We start from the raw sequence: 3,991 nt of genomic DNA, 5'->3' as shown, positions 1-3,991 counted from the left end.
CCCGCCCGGCCGGCCCCCCCCCCCCCCGGCGGGGCCCCCGGCCCGCTGATGCCGGCGGGCAGGTCGACCGCTGTCACCTCCGGCGCCTCGGCCCTCCCGCGCAAGGTCGTCCTGCGGTGCGCTCGTCCGCCCGTCTACGTGACGGTTTCCTGGCCTTCGATGAGGGGTGCCGGACCGTCGAGGAGTGCCTTGAGGCCGGACGTGAAGAGCACGTCGAGACGCAGGTCATAACCGTCGTCGAAGGCCCCGACCGCTTTGGTGAAGGGCGGGAAGCTGCGGATTGCACCGGTTCCCGCAAGGCGGGGGCCCGGCTGCCCATCCACTGGTCTTCCGACTGGCCTGTGGAGGCTTCGGCGTGCGCTTCCCATTCCAGGTGTCGCTTATGCCTGGGCCGTCGGCGCACTCGCGCACGGCGACCTCGACGCCCTGACCGACTACCGGACCAAGGCGCCCGCAGCCGCCATCGCGCACCCCACAGCCGACCGCTTCGTTCCCCTCCTGCCCACCCTTGGAGCTGCCACCGACCTCCGCACCGCGACCAGCGCCATCGACCGCATGTGGTTCGCCGACTCCATCCGCTCCCTCCAGGTCGCCTGAGGTTCCCGGCGGCGCTGTGCAGGCCGGTGCTGAACCGTGCGGACGGGGACGTCTCGGAGGCAAGTGCCCGAGCCTGACCGCCCTGCCCGGCTGGTGCCCTTCGAGCTGAGCATGCTGGTGGAAACCCTCTGATGGCACCGCAGCCGGCCGGGAGCCGGCCCATCCCTGGCAGCGGCAGACCACCGTGCGCGCCGAACGGGTGGCCGGGGCCAGCACCCGTTCAGTGCCCGGCAGACGCTTTCACCAGGGCTACCGCGACGCCGATGGCCGCGTCCACGAGGCCGGCCACCGCGGCCGCCAGAACGCCGCCTCCCATGCGCAGTCCGCCCAGGCAGCCCCACAGGAAGAGGGAGACGACACCGACGCCGGCCGCCACCAGCAACGCGGTGTGCAGGGTCAGGACGTCCAGGGCGGCCAGGGCGATCAGCACGGCCGGGCCGGCCGCACACGACAGCAGAGGGCTGCTGACGTACAGCATGCGTCGCAACTCTTGGCCGGTGGCGAGGTGGCGGTGGACTGTGCGGTGCGCCTGTTGGTCGGCGACGAACGCCGCGAGCCACAGACCCAGCGCAGTCGTCAGTACTGTGGCGATGGCGCCCAGGGAACCTACGTCGCTGAAGGACAGGCCGACCGCCACGGCGATCATCGTGATGGTTGCGTAGATGCGTTCCTTCAGGCGGTCCGCCAGGACGCCGGGCTCCGTGCCGGGCGGCAGATCCGCTCGTCGGTCGTCGTCCGTCACCTGTCGCCCCCTCATCTGCCACGGGAAGCAGGTCGTGTGTCCTGCTCAACCGCCGCGTTCTGCGCGGTATGCGCTGTCCTGGTCACGGCTACCAGCATGCCTCGAACGGTGGCCCGGGACCGGTAAGCACAGCGTGATGCACCGGGGCCCGAGGTTGGCCCGGCGCTGCTTCGGGATGGACCTCACTCGGTTGCGCCACGGTTCTGCAGGGCAGTCTCCTGCCCATGAGGCACGCCGCGGGTCAAAGAACCGAACAGGTGCCGGTGAACGCCTCTCCATGCAGGACGCCGCTCACCTTGCCCGGTCCCCGATGGGCCTGCAGCCGGACCTGTCCGGTGCGGACCTTTCTGCTGCGGACCTGGCCGAAGGGAACCTGCGCGAGGCGAACTTGTATGGCGCGGACCGGTCCAGCACGGACTGGACAGGCGCAACCCTGGACGACGCGAAGCTGTCCGACGCGGACGGCGTGGACCTCGACTGAACCGGTCCCTGTACCTGCGCCGGTGCGCATCGGGTTCGGTAGCGGTGGCGAGCCTGCCTTCGGTGTTCCAGGTCAGCGTCTGGTTTGCCTGGGTGCCGGGCCGTGTGAGTCGCGCGTGGCGAGGCATGGACGTCCGAGCGTCCTTGGCTGTCGGTCGGAGCCGTCCCGGTGACATGACCCCACGTCAGGGTGGCACCAAGGGCAGCGACGGACAGTGCATCGACATGTGGACGTACGGTGTCGCCGCCGCGCTGGACCGGGACTGGAACGCCCTGGTCTACGAGGGGCCCGGCCAAGGGCAGATGATCTTCGTGGATCAGGTGGTGTTCAGTCCGCGCTGGGAGACCGTGGTCGCGCCGCTGATCGACTGGCTGACCGCCCGCTCCGACGTGGACGCCGACAGAATCGCTCTCACCGGGCTGAGCATGGGGGGAGTGATCTGGCTCCCCGGGCCGCGGCCTTCGAACAGCGCATCTCACTCTCCCGTCACAGCGACACCCTGCCAGCCCGAAACAAGCAACCACCGAGTGTTCAGGAAACTGAACGCTGTACCGGTATTCGCTGCCCCGATACTCCCCGAGGCCGAAATTGATACGGACACAGATAGCACTCACGATCGATGACTACCGGTTCGCTTCGCGATCCTGCGCACGGGGTAAGCACCACCTCAGCTTGAGATCAGAATTCGCGCACCCTGGCTTCCGACGAGTTCGCAACCGGACTGCGTTCAGCCAGAAAACCGCACGGGGCCAATTCTCCAGAAAGGCCGAACCATGGCAGCGCAGCAGCTTTTTGTCGACTGGACTTTCCGCAACGAAGAGAAAACCCAAGCCACCGGAACCCTGGGCGGCCACAAGGTGACCCTCACCGGAACGGCTGCCGGAGCGACGTCAGAAGTGAAACCCCTGGGCGCCGCTTACCTCGACGAGAGCTGGGAGCAATTCGGGTTGAACCTCTTCACCCCGCAGATGCCCGACTCGGACATGATCGAAATCGTTGGCCTGGCCGGCCATACGTTCACCATCGGGTTCGAGACTGAGGTGCAGGACCTGGTCCTGCACCTGGGATCGCTCGCCTCGACCCTGGTGTTCACAGAGCCGGCGGACGTGACGGTCACCAAACTCAGCGGCGACGACGATTTCAAGGCCGAAGGCAACAAGGTCGAGGGCCAGTACCATCAGCCTGCCGACGGCGGGCCCAGCGACTCCAACGGCAGCGTTCGCCTCCACGGGCGCCGGCCTTTCAACTCCCTCACGTTCACCCTGGTGCCGAACCCACCCGTCGCCGGACACGACGGCGTGCACTTCCAGCTCGGCGGGAAGGTGGAACCGCTTCAGTTCGTCGACTGGACCAGTCGTAACGAGGAGAGGACCGAGGCCATCGGAAAGCTGGACGGCCACAAGGTGACCCTCACCGGAACGGCTGCCGGAGCGACGTCAGAAGTGAAACCCCTGGGCGCCGCTTACCTCGACGAGAGCTGGGAGCAATTCGGGTTGAACCTCTTCACCCCGCAGATGCCCGACTCGGACATGATCGAAGTCGTTGGCCTGGCCGGCCATACGTTCACCATCAAGCTCCAGAAAAGGATGGAGGATCTCGTCATCCACCTGGGATCGCTCGCCTCGACCCTGGCGTTCACAGAGCCGGCGGACGTGACGGTCACCAAACTCAGCGGCGACGACGATTTCAAGGCCGAAGGCAACAAGGTCGAGGGCCAGTACCATCAGCCTGCCGACGGCGGGCCCAGCGACTCCAACGGCAGCGTTCGCCTCCACGGGCGCCGGCCTTTCAACTCCCTCACGTTCACCCTGGTGCCGAATCCACCCGTCGCCGGACACGACGGCGTGCACTTCCAGTTCGGCGGGCCGCAGAAGCCGTGAACTGAGCTCTGGCGACGAACCGCGACCGCAGGGCCGGCCCCAACCCGGTCGTGAGTAGCAGCGGTACAGCGGTTACTGACTTCGGCTTTTCAGGGTGACTCTGGATCGTCGAGGGTCAGGCCGGTGCCGGCTATGAAGCCATCGAGGGTGTCGGGCCGGTACTGAAGGCGCTTGAGCCGGTTGCGTACGAGGGCTTGGGTCTGCCGCACGATCGGGTGACATCTGAACTGGCTTGCCCTGTGGGGCGGGTGGGAAGGATGTCGCTGTGCCCAAGCCTTATCCGGAGGAGTT

At 67.3% G+C, this 3,991-nt stretch carries 5 protein-coding genes and 1 pseudogene; 3 read left to right on the top strand and 3 right to left on the bottom strand.

Annotated features, from left to right (window positions below; all coding sequences use genetic code 11):
• Positions 1-134: 134 nt before the first annotated feature.
• Positions 135-323 (bottom strand): hypothetical protein, encoded by a 189-nt coding sequence (locus ACWD01_RS37305; RefSeq protein ID WP_451168420.1) that lies wholly within the window; start codon positions 321-323, stop codon positions 135-137.
• Positions 324-817: 494 nt separating this feature from the next.
• Positions 818-1,339, bottom strand: coding sequence for a hypothetical protein (locus ACWD01_RS37300; protein ID WP_451168419.1), 522 nt, complete (start codon positions 1,337-1,339; stop codon positions 818-820).
• 277 nt (positions 1,340-1,616) lie between these two features.
• Here ACWD01_RS37300 and ACWD01_RS37295 point away from each other — a divergent pair, with 277 nt between their 5' ends.
• The 3 genes from ACWD01_RS37295 (at position 1,617) to ACWD01_RS37285 (ending at position 3,700) form a co-directional block, all read left to right on the top strand.
• Positions 1,617-1,820, top strand: a complete 204-nt coding sequence (locus ACWD01_RS37295; RefSeq protein WP_451168417.1) for a pentapeptide repeat-containing protein — start codon at positions 1,617-1,619, stop codon at positions 1,818-1,820.
• A 173-nt stretch (positions 1,821-1,993) separates the two neighbouring features.
• Positions 1,994-2,443, top strand: coding sequence for an alpha/beta hydrolase family protein (locus tag ACWD01_RS37290; RefSeq protein ID WP_451168416.1), 450 nt, complete (start codon positions 1,994-1,996; stop codon positions 2,441-2,443).
• A gap of 150 nt (positions 2,444-2,593) precedes the next feature.
• Complete coding sequence (locus ACWD01_RS37285) at positions 2,594-3,700, top strand: hypothetical protein (RefSeq protein WP_451168414.1); 1,107 nt, start codon at positions 2,594-2,596, stop codon at positions 3,698-3,700.
• An 89-nt stretch (positions 3,701-3,789) separates the two neighbouring features.
• Here the strand turns inward: ACWD01_RS37285 and ACWD01_RS37280 are convergent.
• A pseudogene (locus ACWD01_RS37280) lies at positions 3,790-3,897 on the bottom strand (transposase); the annotation flags it as partial.
• Between the last annotated feature and the right edge of the window lie 94 nt (positions 3,898-3,991).

The sequence above is a fragment of the Streptomyces sp. NPDC002835 genome, from assembly GCF_053591995.1.
The sequence above is the reverse complement of the archived record's forward strand: the minus strand, read 5'-3'. Positions and strand labels throughout refer to the sequence as shown.